Genomic DNA, 17094 nt, shown 5'->3' with positions numbered 1-17094 from the left:
GGGAAGGGCTGGGGGGGGGGGAAGGCCGCGGGAGGGCGGACGCGCGGAGGCCGCCCGGGGTGCGGGCGGCCGTGGGCGGGGGCGGGAGGTCAGGGGCGTCGGCGGCGCAGGCGGTAGGCCGCGCCGGTGGCGAGGGCCGCGGCGAAGGTCAGCAGGGCGAACCAGCGCAGGTACCAGTGGCCGCCCTCCGGGTCGTACACGGCCGCGCGCGGCCACGCCAGGTTCACCGTCATCGCCACCCCGTACAGCAGCGCCGCCGCGTTCACCGGCAGGCCCCAGCGGCCCAGCGAGAACAGCGGACGGCCCGTCTCGTCCGCCGCGGGCGCGCCCTCGTCCAGCGGCAGGCCGCGCAGGCGGCGGACCAGCACCGAGCCCACCACCAGCGCGTACGCCGCGTACACCAGGGCCACGCAGGTCGCGGAGAGCGCCACGAACGCCGCCGGGGCCGCCAGGTCGAGCAGCAGGAAGCCGACCGCCCCGGCGCCCACCGCGAGCGCCGCCCAGCCCGGCATCCCGCTGCGCGGCGCGACCGCGGCCAGGCGGCGCGAGCCCGGCAGCGCGCCGTCGCGGGCCATCGAGAACACCATCCGGGCGCCCGCCGTCTGCATCGCCAGGGTGCCGACGCACACCGCGACCGCGACGTCCGCGAGCAGCACCCGCCCCAGCCCGTCGCCCAGCCGGCTGGTCAGCACGTACGGCAGCCCCTCCGCGGCCAGCCGCCCGTCGGTCAGGCTCGGTGCGGCCAGCACCCCGCCGAGCAGCAGCAGCCCGCCGCTCAGGCCCGCGACGGCCAGTGCGGTCAGGATCGTCCGGGGCGCGGTCCGGCGCGGGGCGACGGTCTCCTCGGAGAGCTCGCCCGCGCTGTCGAACCCGATCATCACGTACGCCGCGGTGAACGCCCCCACCAGCAGCGCCCACCCGCCGCCGCCGCCCGGTGCGGTGTGCAGCAGTTCCCGCGGGGGCTGCTCGGCGTGGCCGAACAGCGCGGCCACGATCAGGGCGATGCCCAGGATCTCCGCGCCCACCCCGACGCCGTTGACCAGCGTCAGCACCCGGTTGTCGACGGCGTTCACCAGGGTGGTCAGCGCGATCAGCGCCACCCCGAGCAGGACGGCGTTCGCCGCGCCGCTCGTCGTGGTCGGCGACGGGTCGCCGCCCAGCAGCTGGAAGCCGGGCCACAGCGCGGGCAGCACCACCTGCAGCGCGAGGGCCGCCGCGGCCACCACGACGACCTGGCCCAGCACCATCAGCCAGCCCGTGAACCACCCGTACACCGGGCCGGCCATCCGGCTCGCCCACTGGTAGATCGCGCCCGAGAAGGGGTGGCGGGCCGCGAGTTCGGCGAAGCACGCGGCCACCAGCAGTTGGCCGAGCAGCACGACGGGCCAGGTCCAGACGAACGCCGGGCCGGCCGCGCCGTAGCCGAACGCGAACAGCTGGAAGACCGTGGTGAGGACCGAGATGAAGGAGAAGCCGGCCGCGAAGGAGCCGAACCGGCCGATGGTGCGGTGCAGTTGCTGGGGGTAGTCGGCCGCGACGGCGGCGGCCGGGGGCGCGGACGTCGTGCTGGTGGTCATGGGGCACCGGCCTTCCGCAGGCGTTTTCTGTCGGGTGACAGAAATTAGGGGCTCGCGGATTCCCGGGTGTTGCCCGGGAGTTGCCCGGCGGTTGCCGTCTCCTCACGGGGGCCCGCAGTTCGAGCAACCAGAGGTTGCGTGTGGCCGGGGGGCGGTCTACTGTGAAGAGCAACCAAAGGTTGCGAGAGATTGGAGGGGCGCGATGGAGTTCGGCAGCATCGAGCGGGAGATCCACATCGACGCCACGCCCGACGTGGTCTACGAGGTGGTCAGCGCGCCCGAACACCTGCGGGAGTGGTGGCCGGACGAGGCGGAGTTCGCGCCCGTGCCCGGCGCCACCGGGGCCATCACCTTCGGCGACCGGTCCGCGCCGGACGCGAAGGTCGTACCGCTCACGGTGGTCGAGGCCGACCCGCCCCGGCGGTTCTCGTTCCGGTGGACCCACGACCCGGACGAGGCCGCGGCACCGGCCAACTCGCTCCTGGTGGTCTTCGACCTGGTGCCGTCGGGCGCCGGCACGCTGCTGCGCTTCACCGAGACCGGGTTCCGGGAGCAGGGCTGGGCGGCGGCCGTCCTGGAGGAGCAGTACCGCGAGCACGTCGACGGCTGGAACTTCTTCCTGCCCCGCCTCGTCGCGTACGCCGCACGGCCGGTGCCGGCGCCGTGAGCGCCACGGTCGACGACCGGCTCTGGTCCGCGGTGGGGGACCCCACCCGGCGGCGGATGCTCGACCTGCTGCTCGCCGACGGCGGCGGGACGGCGACCACGCTGAGCGGGCAGCTGCCGGTCACCCGGCAGGCCGTCGCCAAGCACCTCGGCGTGCTCGACCGGGCGGGCCTGGTGCACGGCACGCCGTCCGGCCGCGAGCGCCGCTACGAGGTCGACGAGGCCCAACTCGCCCGCGCGGTCGCCCAGCTGTCGGCGGTCGGGGCCGCCTGGGACGCCCGGCTGCACCGGATCAAGCGGATCGCCGAGGCGATCCGGCAGCGCCGGGACTGACCCCGCACCCCCGCCCGCCGCGACCGACCGCACGACCGGACCGAACGCCGCCACCACCCCGGTGGCGACGACGAACCGCGCCCGCCCGCGGGCGCCCGTACCAGGAAGAGGTGTCCGAGACGGTGGACATCCTGCACAGGATCGGCGTCACGGCGACCCCCGAGGCCGTCTACGAGGCCCTGACGACCGTCGAGGGCCTGGCCGGCTGGTGGACGGAGGACACGGACGGCGACCCGGCCCCCGGCGGCGTCGTCCGCTTCCGCTTCCCGCCCGGCGGGTTCGACATGAAGGTGCTGGAGGCCCGGCCCGCGGAGCACGTGCGCTGGGAGGTCGTCGCGGGCCCCGAGGAGTGGATCGGCACGCAGGTCGTCTTCGAGCTCGGGCAGGAGGACGACTGCACGATCGTCCTGTTCCGGCACGAGGGCTGGCGGGAGCCGGTGGAGTTCATGCACCACTGCAGCACCAAGTGGGCGATCTACCTGATGAGCCTCAAGAAGCTGGCCGAGACCGGCGAGGGCGAGCCCTCGCCCCGCGACGTCCGGATCAGCAACTGGCACTAGCGGACGGTGCGTCAGACCAGGCTGTCCCGCCAGGTCCGGTGGAGGGTGGCGAAGCGGCCCTCGCCCGCGATCAGGGCGGCGGGGGTGCCGTCCTCGACGATGCGGCCCTGGTCCATGACGAGGACGCGGTCGGCGATCTCGACGGTGGAGAGGCGGTGGGCGATGATCACGGCGGTCCGGCCGGCCAGGACCGTCCGCATGGCGTGCTGGACGGCCTGCTCGCCGGGGACGTCGAGCGAGGAGGTGGCCTCGTCGAGGATCAGGACGGCCGGGTCGGCGAGCAGGGCGCGGGCGAAGGCGACGAGTTGGCGCTGCCCGGCGGAGATGCGGCCGCCGCGCTTGCGGACGTCGGTGTCGTAGCCGTCGGGGAGGGCGGCGATGAACGGGTGGGCGCCGATCGCGCGGGCGGCCGCCTCGACCTCGGCGCGGGTGGCGTCGGGCTTGCCGACGGCGATGTTCTCGGCGACCGTCCCGGAGAAGAGGAAGGACTCCTGGGTGACCATCACGACCTCGGCGCGCAGGTCGTCGGTGGAGAGCTCGCGCAGGTCGACGCCGTCGAGGGCGACGCTGCCGGTGGTGGGGTCGTAGAAGCGGGCGAGCAGCTTGGCCAGGGTGGACTTGCCCGCGCCGGTGGCGCCGACCACGGCGGTGGTCCGCCCGGCGGGGAGCCGCAGGTCGAACGGCGGGAGGACCTCCTTGCCGTCGGCGTAGGCGAAGGAGACCGAGCGGAAGGCGACCTCGCGGCCCTTGCCCGCGGCGGCGGGCAGCTCGGCGGGCTCGGCGGGCTCGGGCACGGACGGCTCGTGGGCGAGCAGGCCGGAGATCTTCTCCAGCGCGGCGGCCGCCGACTGGTAGCTGTTCAGGAACATCGCCAGCTGGTCGATCGGGTCGTACAGGCGGCGCAGGTAGAGCACGAAGGCGGTGAGGACGCCGAGTTCGAGGCTGCCGTCGGTGACCAGGAAGGCGCCGAGGACGACCACGCCGGTGATCCAGACGTTGGCGGTGAGCCGGGAGAGGAAGACGTACCGGGCCATCTCCAGCAGGCCGTCCGCGGTGGCGGTGGCGGACTGCCGGTTGACGGCGCCGAAGGCCTCCTCGTTGGCGGCCTCGCGGCGGAACGCCTGCACCGGGCGGATGCCGTTCATGGTCTCGGTGAAGCGGACGATGAGCGAGGCGGTGACGGTGCGCGAGCGGCGGTAGACCTGCTGGGAGCGGCGCCGGAAGGAGCGGATGATCAGGGACATCGGCAGGAAGGAGACCAGCGCGGCCAGGCCGAGGCGCCAGTCGACCACGACCAGGACGACCGTGATGTAGCCGACGGACAGGCAGACCATCAGGAGTTCCTGCAGGCCCTCGGCGAGCAGCTCGCGCAGGGTGTCCACGTCGCTGGTGGCGCGGGAGATGATCCGGCCGGAGGTGTAGCGCTCGTGGAAGTCCAGGCTGAGCCGCTGGGCGTGCCGGAAGATCCGGCCGCGCAGGTCCAGCAGGACGTCCTGGTTGATCCGGGCGGCGGACCGGATGAACGCCCGCTGCAGCAGGGTCGCGAGCAGTGCGCAGCCGAGGTACGCGGCGGTGACGGCGACCAGCGGCCCGGCGTCGTGGTCACGCAGGGCGGGGACGCCGCGGTCGATGGCGACGGCGACCAGCAGCGGCCCGGCCTGCAGGGCGGCCTGCTGGAGCAGGACGGCGAGGACGGTGACGGCGATCCGGCGGCGGTGCGGGGCGAGCAGCGAGCCCAGCAGGGCGCGCGGGGCGCCGGGCGGGACGGGGATGTCCTGGTCGTCGGCGGCCGGGGGGAGGAGGTCGTCCTCCGCGGCGGCGGGTTCGGCGACGGCGGTGCTCATCGGGCCAGCGCCCCTTCCAGCTCGGGCTCGCCGGACATCAGGGCCCGGTAGGCGGGACAGGAGCGCAGCAGCTCCTGGTGGGTGCCGACGGCGGCGATCCGGCCGTCGGCGAGCAGCGCGACCCGGTCGGCCAGCAGCACGGTGGACGGGCGGTGCGCGACGACCAGGGCGGTGGTGCCGGCCAGGACCTGCCGCAGGGCGCGCTCGACCAGGGCCTCGGTGTGCACGTCGAGCGCGGAGAGCGGGTCGTCCAGGACGAGGAAGCGGGGCTCGCCGACCACGGCGCGGGCCAGCGCGAGGCGCTGGCGCTGGCCGCCGGACAGGCTCAGGCCCTGCTCGCCGACCTCGGTGCCGAGGCCGTCCGGCAGCCGGTCGACGAAGCCGGCCTGCGCGGTGGCGAGGGCGGCGGCGACCTGCTCGGGCGTCGCACCGGGGGCGCCCATCAGGACGTTCTCCCGGACGGTGGCGGAGAACAGGGTGGGGTCCTCGAAGGCGATGGCGACCTCGCGGCGCAGCTGCTCGCGCGGCAGGTCGCGGAGGTCGGTGCCGTCCAGGGTGATCGAGCCCGCGGTGGGCTCGTACAGCCGGGGGAGCAGCGCGGTGAGGGTGGTCTTGCCGCTGCCGGTGGCGCCGACCAGGGCGAGCGTCTCGCCGGGGCGGACGTGCAGGTCGACGCCGGCCAGCAGGTCGGGGGTGCCGTCGGGCGCGTCCGGGTAGCGGAAGCGGACGCCGGTGAAGCGGATGCCGCGGTCCCCGGAGGGGACCGTGCCGGACGGCGGGTCGGCCGGCTCCGGTTCGTCCATCACCTCGAAGTAGCGGTTGGCGGCGCTGGCGGCCTCGGCGGCGAAGCCGAGCAGCCAGCCGAGCGACTCGACCGGCCAGCGCAGGGCGAGCGCGGTCGACAGGAAGGCGACCAGGGTGCCGACCGAGAGCTGGTCGTGCGCGACCAGGACGGCGCCGGTGGCCAGGACGGCGCCGAGGGCGAGCTCGGGCAGGCCGACGATGACCGCCCACAGGTTGCCGAGCAGGCCGGCCTTGCGCAGTTCGGTACCGCGCAGCTCGACGCTGTGGCGGCGGAACTCCTCGGCCATGGTGCGGTGCCGGCCGAAGGCCTTGAGGATCCGGATGCCGAGCACCGACTCCTCGACCACGGTGGCGAGGTCGCCGTTCTGGTCCTGGGCGAGCCGGGAGGCGGTCGAGTACCCGGCCTCGAAGCGGCGGGTGAAGAACAGCAGCGGGACCACCGGGACGAGGGTGATCAGGGCGAGCCGCCAGTCCAGCACGAACATCAGCGCCGTGCCGGTCAGGAAGACCGTGGAGTTGACGACCAGGAAGACCAGCGGGAAGGCCAGGAACAGCCGCAGCACGAACATGTCCGAGGTGGCGCGGGAGAGCAGCTGGCCGGAGGGCCAGCGGTCGTGGAAGGAGACCGGAAGCCGCTGGAGCTTGGCGAACAGGTCTCCGCGGAGCCTGGTCTCGACCCGGGCCAGCGGGCGGGCCACGATCACCCGGCGGACGCCGAACAGCACCGCCTCGGCGACGCCGAGCAGCAGCAGCACCCCGGCCAGCGGCCACAGGCCGGACAGGTCGCGCTCGGCGACCGGGCCGTCGACGATCCGGCGCAGCACGACCGGGACGGCCAGCGCGCTGAGCGAGGCGAGCCCGGCGGCGGCCATCGAGCCGAAGATCCGCCAGCGGGCCTCGCGCGCGTAGGGCCACAGGCGCAGCAGCGAGCGCACCGCGGACCGGGGTACCGGTACGGGTGAACCGTGGGCGCCGCCTGTGGGCGGTTCGTTCGGGTCCGCGGGGGTGGGCGGAGCGGGGGTCTGGTTCTCGGCCATCGCCGAGAGGGTAGGCCGTCCCGCTGACATTTCTCATCCGGTTTTTTGCCCCTGTCGGCGAGAACCGGCCAGGCCGCGGCCCGGCGGAGGTCACTCCGCCGTCAGCAGCACCGCCGAGCGGCCGGTCAGCAGCACCTCCGTCACCGGCGCCGCGTCCGGCGGCCCGGCCAGCGCGGTGTCCAGCACCGGGACGTGCGGGCCGGGCAGGGTGAAGCGCCGGGGCTCGGCGGCCGCGTTCAGCAGCAGCAGGAAGTCGGCGTCCCGGACCTCCCGGCCTTGCGGGTCGCGCTCGGACATCGCCCGGCCGGACAGCCGCATCGCCAGCGCCTGCCCGGGCGAGAACCAGTCCGCGTCGGTCATCTCCCGGCCCGCCGGGGTCAGCCAGGCGAGGTCCTGCTGCCCGTCCGGCCCGGCCGGGCGGCCGGAGAAGAACGCCCGCTGCCGCAGCACCGGGTGGGCCCGCCGCAGGTGCACCAGCTTGGCGGTCAGCTCGGTCAGCGAGCGCCAGTCGGGGTCGTCCAGCAGCGACCAGTCCAGCCAGCTCGTCCCGTTGTCCTGGCAGTACGCGTTGTTGTTGCCGCCCTGGGTGCGCCCCATCTCGTCGCCCGCGGTGATCATCGGCACCCCGCTGGAGAGCAGCAGCGTGGTCAGCAGGTTGCGCAGCTGGCGCACCCGCAGCGAGCGGACCGCCGGGTCGTCGGTCTCGCCCTCCGCGCCGTGGTTCCAGGACCGGTTGTCGTCGGTGCCGTCCCGGTTGTCCTCGCCGTTGGCCCCGTTGTGCTTGCGGTCGTAGCTGACCAGGTCGCGCAGCGTGAAGCCGTCGTGCGCGGTGACGAAGTTGACCGAGGCGTACGGGCGGCGGCCGCCGCGCTGGTACAGGTCGGAGGAGCCGGAGAGCCGGGTCGCCAGCTCCCGCACGTCCGGCCGGGCGCCGCGCCAGAAGTCCCGGACGGTGTCCCGGTAGTGGTCGTTCCACTCGCCCCACAGCGGCGGGAACCCGCCGACCTGGTAGCCGCCCGGGCCGACGTCCCACGGCTCGGCGATCAGCTTGACCCGGCTGAGCAGCGGGTCCTGCGAGACGGCGGCCAGGAAGGGGTGCTCCATCTCCACGCCGTCCCCGCCGCGGGCCAGCGCGGCGGCCAGGTCGAAGCGGAAGCCGTCCACGCCCATCTCGGCGACCCAGTACCGCAGCGAGTCGGTGACCAGCCGGATCACCTGCGGACGGCGGGTGTCCAGGGTGTTGCCGCAGCCGGTGTAGTCGGCGTAGCCGCGGCGGGAGCGGTCCGGCCGGTAGTAGCCCGCGTTGTCGATGCCGCGGAACGACAGCGCCGGGCCCATCACGCCCTGCTCGGCGGTGTGGTTGTAGACCACGTCGAGGATCACCTCGATGCCCGCCGCGTGCAGCGCCCGCACCATCCGCTTGAACTCGCCGACCTGCTGGCCCCGGCTGCCGCTCGCCGAGTAGCCCGCGTGCGGGGCGAAGTAGCCGAGCGTGTTGTAGCCCCAGTAGTTGACCAGCCCGCGCGCCTGCAGGTGGTCCTCGCTGACGTGGTGGTGCACCGGCAGCAGCTCCACCGCCGTCACCCCCAGCCGGGTCAGGTGCGCGACCGCGGCGGGGTGCGCCAGGCCCGCGTAGGTGCCGCGCAGCTCGGGCGGCACCTCGGGGTGGCGCATGGTGAAGCCGCGCACGTGCAGCTCGTACAGCACCGTCTCGGCCCACGGGGTCTTCGGCCGCTGGTCGTCGTACCAGTCGTCGTCGTCGTGCACCACCACGGCCTTGGGCACGTACGGCGCGGAGTCCCGGTCGTCCCGGACGGTGTCCGCCACGTCCCGCTCGGGCCAGTTGCGGACGGCCGCGCAGGTCGCGTCGTGGGCGGTGTAGCCGCCGTCGACCGCCCGGGCGTACGGGTCGAGCAGCAGCTTGGCGGGATTGTGCCGGGCGCCGGTCCACGGGTCCCACCGGCCGTGGACGCGGAAGCCGTAGCGGGTGCCGGGCAGCACGCCGGGCAGGTAGCCGTGCCAGGTCTGGTACGTCTGCTCGGTCAGCCGGTGCCTGCTCTCCCGGCCGCGCTCGTCGAACAGGCACAGGTCGACGGCCTCGGCGTTCGGCGCCCAGAGCGCGAAGTTGGTGCCCCGGCCGCCCTCCGCGTCGGTGCGGAACCGGGCGCCCAGCGGCTGCCAGCTGCCCGGCCACGGCGGGGCGGCCCCGGGCCGGGGCGCCGAGCCGTTCCACCGGGCGGCCGACCGCGCCTCCCGGGCCGTGCCCGTACCCAGCTCCTGCCACGCCGTCATGGCGACCCTCCCAGCAATCCGGGGGCCCGTCCCCGTTCTTCCGGTTGTTCCCTGTCCGACGGCCCTCGTCACCCCGGGTCGGGCAGCGTGACGCACCGTGATCGATCATGTGCCCAGCGGAGCCGGGTGCGGAAACCATTCGGTCGTGTCCGACGGGCGGAACCGCTCGTTGTGTCCGGTATCGGGTGGTAGCTGACGAATGCGGACACGGAGGACGGCATGCGCGCCGCGGTACGGCTCTGGGCACGGCGGGCGGCGGCGCTCGGGCTGGTGCTGCTGGCGGGCTGCTCCGGCGGCGACCGGGCCCCGGACGGCGACGCGGCCCCGCCGGTCTCCCGCGCCCAGCTCGCGCTGGAGCCCGGCGACGGCGCGCAGGACGTCCCGGTGGACGGCCGGGTCGCGGTGTCGGTCACCGGCGGCCGGCTGCTGACCGTCCGGCTCGCCGACGACCGCGGCGCGCCCGTCCCCGGCACGCTCACCGCCGACCGCACCGGCTGGACGGCCGACCACCGGCTCGCCACCGCCACCGCGTACACCCTGGACGCCGTCGCCGAGGACAGCGCGGGCCTGCGCGCCGTCCAGCACGCGGGCTTCGCCACCGTCGCCCCCGAGCACACCTTCGTCGGCTTCTTCACCCCCGAGGACGGCTCCACCGTCGGCGTCGGCATGCCCGTCTCGCTGCGCTTCTCGCACCCGATCGCGGACCGGGCCGCGGTCGAGAGGGCGGTCGCCGTCGTCTCCGACCCGCCGTTGGAGATCGCCCCGCACTGGTTCGGCGACCGGCGGCTCGACTTCCGTCCGGAGGACTACTGGCCGGCCGGCACCCGGGTCACCCTGCTGCTGCGGCTCAAGGACGTCGAGGGCGCGCCCGGCTACCTCGGCACCCAGGACAAGGACGTCCACTTCACCGTCGGCCGCTCGCTGGTCGCCGCCGTCGACCTGGACGCCCACACCATGACCGTCCGCCAGGACGGCCGGGTGCTGCGGACCCTGCCGGTCAGCGGCGGCAGCCCCGAGCACTCCACCTACCTCGGCACCATGGTGGTCTCCGAGCGCTTCGAAGTGACCAGGATGAACTCCCGGACGGTCGGGCTCGGCGACGAGTACGACATCAAGGACGTCCCGCACGCGCTGCGGCTGACCGCCTCCGGCACCTTCGTCCACGGCAACTACTGGAGCGACCCCGCGGTCTTCGGCGCCGCCAACACCAGCCACGGCTGCATCGGCCTGCCCGACGCCAAGGGCGGCTCCGCGGACTCCCCGGCCGGCTGGCTCTACCGCCACACCATCACCGGCGACGTGGTCGAGGTCCGCGGCTCCCGCGGCGACCGGGTCGCCCCCGACAACGGCCTCTCCGGCTGGAACCTGGACTGGGCGCACTGGACCGCGGGCAGCGCCCTGCGCCGCTCCTGACGGCCTCCGCCGGGGGTTCACCGAACCGGCACCCGGCTCCCGCCGAAGTTTCACCCGACCGGGCCGGTTATCCTGACCGCGCGCGACCGGAGCAGAGCGGGAACGGGGCCCGGATCGACGCCGACCCGGTGGAACCGATCCCGGGCGTCAGCACGTGTATTCGCCGGGAATACCGGGAGGGGAGCAGCGCGGTGGAGACGGTTCGTACGGCCGGAGCGGTGACGGGGCGCGGGCGGCGGGCCAGGCGGTCCGCGACGGCGCTGCTGGTGGGCGGCGTCCTGCTGCTCGGCACCGCGGCCTGCAACGACGACAACGGCGGCGGTTCGACCGACGCCAAGGGCACCGCGGGCGCCACCGCGGGCACCACCGGGGGCGGGAGCGGCGGCGGGTCCACGGCCGACGCGGCCCCGAAGACCTCGGCGGCGCAGCTGACCGTCACGCCCGCCGACGGCGCGACCGACGTGCAGCCGAAGGACGGCCTCCAGGTCGCGGTGGCGAGCGGGAAGCTCACCTCCGTGGCGGTGACCGACAAGAACGGCAAGGCGGTCGCGGGCAAGATCTCCGACGACGGCCTGAGCTGGAAGCCCACCGGCCAGCTGGCCGTCGGCACCACCTACAGCGTCGCCGTGCAGGCGGTCGACTCGGCGGGCCTGGTCGCCGCCTCGACCACCAGCTTCACCACGCTGACCCCGGCGAAGACCGCCTCGACCAACGACAACATCGCCGACAACGGCACCTACGGCGTCGGCATGATCGTCTCGGTGCGGTTCGGCAAGGCGATCAAGAACAAGGAGGCGGTGGAGGCGGGCGTCACCGTCACCGGCTCCGACGGCACGGTGGCCCGCGGCCACTGGTTCGGCAACCAGCGGCTGGACTTCCGGCCGGAGAACTTCTGGGCGCCCGGCACCAAGGTGACGGTCAAGTACCGCCTGAAGAACGTCGAGGTGGCCCCCGGCGTGTACGGCGACATCGACAAGGACGAGCCGTTCACCATCGGCCGCTACCAGGTCTCCACGGTGGACGCGGCGGCCCACACCATGACGGTGGACCACGGCGGCGGCAGGACCGAGGTCGTCCCGATCACCGCGGGCAACGACGAGAACCCGTCCTGGAACGGCACCATGGTGATCTCCTCCAAGGAGCCGGTCACCCGGATGAACTCGGCCACCGTCGCCAACGTCAAGGGCGCCGAGTACGACGTCCAGGACGTGCCGCACGCGATGCGCCTGACCACCTCCGGCACCTACGTGCACGGCAACTACTGGAGCAGCGCCTTCGGCAAGTCCAACGCCAGCCACGGCTGCGTCGGCCTGGCCGACGCGAAGGGCGGCAGCGACAGCTCCAACGGCGGCAAGTTCTTCAAGTCCTCCATGGTCGGGGACGTGGTGAAGATCAAGAACTCCAGGGGCCAGACCGTCGCCGGTGACAACGGCTGGAGCGGCTGGACCGTCCCGTGGAGCAAGTGGTAGGCCCGTGCCCGCACGGTGACGGCCCGGTGGTCATCCGACCGCCGGGCCGTCGGCGGTTCGTGACCGTACCGGGACACTTCCCCCGCAACGTTTCCGCCGCTCGACCCGTCATATCAACCGAAAGGCCGGTCACCGGACCGGCCGAGGTGCGGGGTGTGGGGAGAGCGGAACGTGAAGGCGATGCGCGCGGGATACGCGGTGGGGGCGCTCGCGGGCGCCCTGGTCCTGATGGTGACGACGGCCGGGTGCAGCACCGGCTCGGCGAAGGCCGACAGCCCCAAGGGCCCGGCCGCCGCCAGCACCGGAGCCGGTGAGGGCTCCGGCGACGCCGCCCCCGCGGTCTCGGCCGCGAGCATCGCGATCGAACCCGCCAACGGCACCACCGGCGTCAAGCCGAACGGCGCCGTCAAGGTCTCGGCCGCCAACGGCAAGCTCACCTCGGTCAAGGTCACCGGCCCGGACGGCACCGAGGTCCCGGGCGAGATCACCGCCGACGGCACCGGCTGGAGCCCCAAGGCGGGCCTGGCGGTCAGCACCGCCTACACCGTCGACGCGCTCGCCGAGGACACCAAGGGCGTGGTCGCCAACGCGCGCTCCACCTTCACCACCCTCACCCCCGACAAGGAGGCCGGGACCACCGACAACATCGCCGACAACGGCACCTACGGCGTCGGCATGATCGTCTCGGTGCGGTTCGACCGGTCGGTGAAGAACAAGGACGCGGTGGAGGCGGGCATCACCTTCGAGGCCTCCGACGGCACCGCCGTCCGGGGCCACTGGTTCGGCGACAAGCGGCTCGACTTCCGGCCGGAGAACTACTGGAACCCCGGCACCAAGGTCACCATCCACTACAAGCTGAAGAACGTGGAGACCGCGCCCGGCGTCTACGGCGACGTGAACAAGGACGAGCCGTTCACCATCGGCCGCTCGCAGATCTCCACCGTCGACGTCAGCACCCACAAGATGGCGGTCGTCCGGGACGGCCAGCAGGTCGACACCGTCGCGTTCACCGCGGGCAAGCCCGGCTACGACACCTGGAACGGCGTCATGGTGGTGGAGGCCAAGGAGGGCACCACCCGGATGACCTCGGCCGGCGTCACCAAGGAGGGCTCCGGCGACGAGTACGACCTGGTGGTTCCGCACGCCATGAGGTTGACGGACTCGGGCACCTACGTGCACGGCAACTCGTGGAGCGCGGGCGTGATCGGCCGCTCCAACGGCAGCCACGGCTGCATCGGCGTCACCGACACCAAGTCCGGCAGCGCGAGCGCCCCCGCGGGCAAGCTCTACGACTCCAGCCTGGTCGGGGACGTGTTCAAGGTGGTCAACTCCAAGGGCAAGGTGGTCGACCCGTCCAACGGACTGAGCGGCTGGAACACCCCCTGGGCGCAGTGGTGACGCTCGGGCGTCCGTTCGGTTGCTGACGGCATATGCCAAATGAATAGTGATCGTTTGCTCATTGTCCGTACGCACCCGCTCGCGTTCCGCAATGATGGGGCGCATGGCGGCATGGGGCGAAGCAGAGCGGTCATCACTTCCACCGGCCCGCACCGGCGGTGACGATCCGTCAGGGATCGGCTCCGGCGTGGTGCTGGCCGACCTGGAGCGGCTGACGCCGGAGGAGATGGAGCACCTCTTCTTCGGCGTCCTCAGCGACCCCGACGCCGCGGAGGAGGTCCGCCTGCCCTCCCGCCCCCAGTCGGCCGGGGTGGCCCGCCGCCTGGTGCTCTCCGTCTTACGGACGTGGAAACTCCACCAGCTCATGGAGGCGGGGGAGTTGCTCACGGGTGAACTGGTCGCCAACGCCGTCCGGCACACCGGTGGTCGGATGATCGGACTCAAGGTCACCCGCCGCCCCGGCTGGCTCCGCGTCGAGGTCCGCGACTCCTCGCGCGCCCTGCCCTGCCTGATCCGGGCCCCCGAGGTCGGCTACCAGAACGGCCACGGCCTGCGCCTGGTCGAGTCCCTCGCCGACCGCTGGGGCGCCGACCTGCTGCCGCGCGGCAAGGGCGTCTGGTTCGAGATGAAGATCCGCGAACGGGCCGCCACCACCGCCTGATCCGCCCCCGCGCCGCCCGCCTGGTATCCGAAGGTGAACTGAGCCACACGCCTTGGTTTCAATTTTGTCCGCCCACCCATAGCGTGCGATAGTCATGCAAGTCGGGCAGCACAACCCGACACTTCCCATCCGGCGGCACGCACCCCCTTGGCCCCCGGATGACGCACGGGGGCCCCGGACCGCGAACAACCGCGGACAGGGGCCCCGTACCGTTTCCGGGGGTGCGCGCCGCGGCTCTCAGCACTCGATGACGTTGACCGCGAGGCCGCCGCGCGAGGTCTCCTTGTACTTGACCTTCATGTCGGCGCCGGTCTCCTTCATGGTCTTGATCGCCTTGTCGAGCGAGACGTGGTGCCGGCCGTCGCCGCGCAGGGCCATCCGGGCGGCGGTGACGGCCTTCACGGAGGCCATGCCGTTGCGTTCGATGCAGGGGATCTGGACCAGGCCGCCGACCGGGTCGCAGGTGAGGCCGAGGTTGTGCTCGATGCCGATCTCGGCGGCGTTCTCGACCTGCTCAGGGGTGCCGCCGAGGACCTCGGCGAGGCCGCCCGCGGCCATCGAGCAGGCGGAGCCGACCTCGCCCTGGCAGCCGACCTCGGCGCCGGAGATGGAGGCGTTCTCCTTGAAGAGCATGCCGATCGCGCCCGCCGCGAGCAGGAAGCGGACGATGCCGTCCTCGTCCGCGCCCGAGATGAAGTTCAGGTAGTAGTGCAGGACGGCCGGGATGATGCCCGCGGCGCCGTTGGTGGGGGCGGTGACGACGCGGCGGCCGGAGGCGTTCTCCTCGTTGACGGCCATCGCGTAGAGGGTGACCCACTCCATCGCGTTGCCCGGGCCGACGCCCTCGGCGCGCAGGGCGCGGGCGGCGCTCGCGGCGCGGCGGCGGACCTTGAGGCCGCCGGGGAGGATGCCCTCGCGGGCCATGCCCGCGGCGACGCACTCCTGCATGACGGCCCAGATCTCCAGCAGCCCGGCCCGGATCTCCGCCTCGGTGCGCCAGGCCTTCTCGTTCTCCAGCATCAGGCCGGAGATGGACAGGCCGGTCTCCCTGGTCAGGCGCAGCAGTTCCCCGCCGGTGCGGAAGGGGTGGCGCAGGACGGTGTCGTCGGGCTTGACCCGGGCCTCGCCGATGGCGGCCTCGTCGACGACGAAGCCGCCGCCGACCGAGTAGTAGGTCTTCTCCAGCAGCACCTCGCCGGAGGCGTCGTGCGCCCATAGCGCCATGCCGTTGGCGTGGTACGGGAGGGCCCTGCGGCGGTGCAGGACGAGGTCGCGGTCGGGGTCGAAGGGGATCTGGTGGCGGCCGAGCAGGTCGAGCCGCTTCTCGGCGCGGATCCGCTCGACGTCGAGGTCGGCGCGGTCGACGTCGACCGTGCGGGGGGAGCGGCCCTCCAGGCCGAGCAGGACGGCCTTGGGGGTGCCGTGGCCGTGGCCGGTGGCGCCGAGCGAGCCGTACAGCTCGGCCCGGACGGCGGCGACCCGGTCCAGCAGGCCCTCGGAGTCGAGGCGGCGGGCGAACATCCGGGCCGCGCGCATCGGGCCCACGGTGTGCGAGGAGGAGGGGCCGATGCCGATGGAGAAGAGGTCGAAGACGCTGATGGCCACGGGGTGACGTCCTTGTCCGGTCTCGTGGTGGTGGTGCTGGGTCCCGTCTCGTGGACGGGGCGCGGCATGGAACGGGGCACCGCGCGCACGTCTTCCAGTGTGCGCGGTGCCCCGGGAAAGCTCGGGTGGGCCGCCGGTCGGGCGGCCGGAACGAGCGGGGGTGTTACAGCTCCGGGTAGAGCGGGTGCTTGGCGGCGAGCGCGGTGACCCGGGCCTTGAGGGCCTCGGCCTTCGCCTCGTCGAAGCCCGGCTTGAGGGCCTCGGCGATGACGTCGGCGACCTCGCGGAAGTCCTCGGCGCCGAAGCCGCGGGTGGCCAGCGCCGGGGTGCCGATGCGCAGGCCGGAGGTGACCATCGGCGGGCGCGGGTCGTTCGGGACGGCGTTGCGGTTGACCGTGATGCCGACCTCGTGCAGGCGGTCCTCGGCGTCCTGGCCGTTGAGCTCGCTGTTGCGCAGGTCGACCAGGACCAGGTGGACGTCGGTGCCGCCGGACAGCACGGAGACGCCGGAGGAGGTCACGTCGTCCTGGAGCAGGCGCTCGGCGAGGATCTTCGCGCCCTCCAGGGTGCGGCGCTGGCGCTCCTTGAACTCCTCGGAGGCCGCGACCTTGAACGCGACCGCCTTGGCGGCGATCACGTGCTCCAGCGGGCCGCCCTGCTGGCCGGGGAAGACCGCGGAGTTGATCTTCTTGGCGTGCTCGGCCTTGGAGAGGATGACGCCGCCGCGCGGGCCGCCCAGGGTCTTGTGGGTGGTGGTGGTGACCACGTCCGCGTACGGCACCGGGGAGGGGTGCAGACCGGCGGCGACCAGGCCGGCGAAGTGCGCCATGTCGACCATCAGCAGGGCGCCGACCTCGTCCGCGACCCGGCGGAACTCGGCGAAGTCCAGCTGGCGGGGGTAGGCGGACCAGCCGGCGATGATCAGCTTGGGCTGGTGCTCCTTGGCGAGGCGCTCGACCTCGGCCATGTCGACCTGGCCGGACTTCTCGTCCACGTGGTAGGCGACCACGTTGTAGAGCTTGCCGGAGAAGTTGATCTTCATGCCGTGGGTCAGGTGGCCGCCGTGGGCCAGGTTCAGGCCCAGGATGGTGTCGCCCGGCTGGATCAGCGCGAACATCGCCGCGGCGTTCGCCTGCGCGCCGGAGTGCGGCTGCACGTTGGCGTGCTCGGCGCCGAACAGCTCCTTGATCCGGTCGATGGCGATCTGCTCGACCACGTCGACGTGCTCGCAGCCGCCGTAGTAGCGGCGGCCGGGGTAGCCCTCGGCGTACTTGTTGGTGAGCACCGAGCCCTGGGCCTCCATGACCGCCACCGGGGCGAAGTTCTCGGAGGCGATCATTTCCAGGGTGGTCTGCTGGCGGTGCAGCTCGGCGTCGACCGCGGCGGCGATCTCCGGGTCGAGCGCGTGCAGGGACTGGTTGAGAACCGTCATCAG

At 73.4% G+C, this 17094-nt stretch carries 13 protein-coding genes; 7 read left to right on the top strand and 6 right to left on the bottom strand.

The features are described from left to right. Positions 1 to 89: 89 nt before the first annotated feature. On the bottom strand, positions 90 to 1577 hold the full coding sequence (locus tag OO57_RS20850; protein ID WP_033254087.1) for an amino acid permease: 1488 nt from the start codon (positions 1575 to 1577) through the stop codon (positions 90 to 92). Between the two features lie 202 nt (positions 1578 to 1779). Between OO57_RS20850 and OO57_RS20845 the strand changes: the two genes are divergently transcribed. From OO57_RS20845 to OO57_RS20835, 3 genes are all read left to right on the top strand, one after another. After that, on the top strand, positions 1780 to 2244 hold the full coding sequence (locus OO57_RS20845) for an SRPBCC family protein (RefSeq protein WP_033254086.1): 465 nt from the start codon (positions 1780 to 1782) through the stop codon (positions 2242 to 2244). Next, positions 2241 to 2576 (top strand): ArsR/SmtB family transcription factor, encoded by a 336-nt coding sequence (locus tag OO57_RS20840; RefSeq protein ID WP_033254085.1) that lies wholly within the window; start codon positions 2241 to 2243, stop codon positions 2574 to 2576. The genes OO57_RS20845 and OO57_RS20840 overlap by 4 nt, the downstream gene beginning before the upstream one ends. Positions 2577 to 2686: 110 nt before the next feature. Next, on the top strand, positions 2687 to 3136 hold the full coding sequence (locus OO57_RS20835) for an SRPBCC family protein (RefSeq protein WP_234337431.1): 450 nt from the start codon (positions 2687 to 2689) through the stop codon (positions 3134 to 3136). A gap of 11 nt (positions 3137 to 3147) precedes the next feature. On the opposite strand, the gene OO57_RS20830 is transcribed toward OO57_RS20835, so the two are convergent. The 3 genes from OO57_RS20830 to glgX form a co-directional block, all read right to left on the bottom strand. Further along, on the bottom strand, positions 3148 to 4980 hold the full coding sequence (locus OO57_RS20830; RefSeq protein WP_033254084.1) for an ABC transporter ATP-binding protein: 1833 nt from the start codon (positions 4978 to 4980) through the stop codon (positions 3148 to 3150). Next, the gene (locus OO57_RS20825; RefSeq protein WP_106974053.1) at positions 4977 to 6821 is read right to left on the bottom strand and encodes an ABC transporter ATP-binding protein; all 1845 of its coding nucleotides are present in this window, start codon (positions 6819 to 6821) and stop codon (positions 4977 to 4979) included. Before OO57_RS20825 ends, OO57_RS20830 begins: the two co-directional genes overlap by 4 nt. A 90-nt stretch (positions 6822 to 6911) precedes the next feature. After that, entirely contained in the window at positions 6912 to 9113 is a 2202-nt protein-coding gene (gene glgX, locus OO57_RS20820) for a glycogen debranching protein GlgX (protein WP_033254082.1), read from the bottom strand. Positions 9114 to 9332: 219 nt separating this feature from the next. Here glgX and OO57_RS20815 point away from each other — a divergent pair, with 219 nt between their 5' ends. The 4 genes from OO57_RS20815 to OO57_RS20800 all read left to right on the top strand — a co-directional run bounded on the left by OO57_RS20815 (position 9333) and on the right by OO57_RS20800 (position 14054). Beyond that, positions 9333 to 10526, top strand: coding sequence for a L,D-transpeptidase (locus OO57_RS20815; protein WP_063737609.1), 1194 nt, complete (start codon positions 9333 to 9335; stop codon positions 10524 to 10526). 191 nt (positions 10527 to 10717) lie between these two features. Next, positions 10718 to 11995, top strand: a complete 1278-nt coding sequence (locus tag OO57_RS20810; RefSeq protein WP_081973838.1) for a L,D-transpeptidase — start codon at positions 10718 to 10720, stop codon at positions 11993 to 11995. 180 nt (positions 11996 to 12175) lie between these two features. Beyond that, positions 12176 to 13393, top strand: coding sequence for a L,D-transpeptidase (locus tag OO57_RS20805; RefSeq protein WP_033254092.1), 1218 nt, complete (start codon positions 12176 to 12178; stop codon positions 13391 to 13393). Positions 13394 to 13619: 226 nt separating this feature from the next. Continuing rightward, positions 13620 to 14054: an ATP-binding protein gene (locus OO57_RS20800; RefSeq protein WP_033254091.1), complete on the top strand. Its 435-nt coding sequence runs from the start codon at positions 13620 to 13622 to the stop codon at positions 14052 to 14054. Positions 14055 to 14291: 237 nt separating this feature from the next. Here the strand turns inward: OO57_RS20800 and OO57_RS20795 are convergent, their stop codons facing one another. Together OO57_RS20795 and glyA are read right to left on the bottom strand one after the other, a co-directional pair. Beyond that, the gene (locus OO57_RS20795) at positions 14292 to 15659 is read right to left on the bottom strand and encodes an L-serine ammonia-lyase (protein ID WP_033254080.1); all 1368 of its coding nucleotides are present in this window, start codon (positions 15657 to 15659) and stop codon (positions 14292 to 14294) included. 163 nt (positions 15660 to 15822) lie between these two features. Then, on the bottom strand, positions 15823 to 17091 hold the full coding sequence (gene glyA / locus OO57_RS20790) for a serine hydroxymethyltransferase (protein WP_033254079.1): 1269 nt from the start codon (positions 17089 to 17091) through the stop codon (positions 15823 to 15825). Positions 17092 to 17094: the final 3 nt, after the last annotated feature.

Origin of the sequence: Kitasatospora phosalacinea (genome assembly GCF_000717185.1) — a bacterium.
GTDB lineage: Bacteria > Actinomycetota > Actinomycetes > Streptomycetales > Streptomycetaceae > Kitasatospora > Kitasatospora phosalacinea_A.
The sequence above is the reverse complement of the archived record's forward strand: the minus strand, read 5'-3'. Positions and strand labels throughout refer to the sequence as shown.